General features: G+C 45.6%; 2 rRNA genes. Both read left to right on the top strand.

Annotated elements, in window-relative coordinates:
- Positions 1-172 (top strand): 16S ribosomal RNA (locus L5M51_RS22740); the annotation flags it as partial.
- Positions 173-552: 380 nt separating this feature from the next.
- Positions 553-695: ribosomal RNA gene (locus L5M51_RS22735) — 23S ribosomal RNA — on the top strand; the annotation flags it as partial.

Here is a 695-nt window from a genome sequence, read left to right as displayed (position 1 = left end):
GTGAATACGTTCCCGGGCCTTGTACACACCGCCCGTCACACCATGGGAGTGGGCTGCAAAAGAAGTGGGTAGCTTAACCTTCGGGGGGGCGCTCACCACTTTGTGGTTCATGACTGGGGTGAAGTCGTAACAAGGTAGCCCTAGGGGAACCTGGGGCTGGATCACCTCCTTACCTATACGACTAACTTAATGTTTGTTGAGTGTTCACACAGATTGCTTGTTTATCTTCTCTTAGGAGAAGTCAGAGCTRAATGCGCCGCTAGCCGGTACGCATTGTTCTTTAACAATTTGGAAAGCTGATAGTATTTAATTRCATGAGTCTGTCATGTGATTAATTACAAAACGATGTAATTGCGMAAGCATTCTTTGCTAAGCAAGAGCATCATGAGTTCTCAAACACTTTATTAAGTGTCTTGAATATTCAATAGTAAATTATKCTTWRTKGMATAGTTTACGTCTAAGGCGCGTCCACTTCTTTGGTCAGAAGTGAGACAAGTAAAACCAAGCTGGTCGCAATGCGRCGCAGATGAGTGAAACTCATTTGGGTTGTATGGTTAAGCGACTAAGCGTATACGGTGGATGCCTTGGCAGTCAGAGGCGATGAAGGACGTAGTAACTTGCGAAAAGCGTTGGCGAGCTAGTAACAAGCATTTGAGCTAACGATGTCCGAATGGGGGAACCCAGCAGCATAAGCT

This window comes from Shewanella sp. SM73 (assembly GCF_025653795.1).
In the GTDB taxonomy this organism is placed as follows: domain Bacteria; phylum Pseudomonadota; class Gammaproteobacteria; order Enterobacterales; family Shewanellaceae; genus Shewanella; species Shewanella oncorhynchi.
The sequence above is the reverse complement of the archived record's forward strand: the minus strand, read 5'-3'. Positions and strand labels throughout refer to the sequence as shown.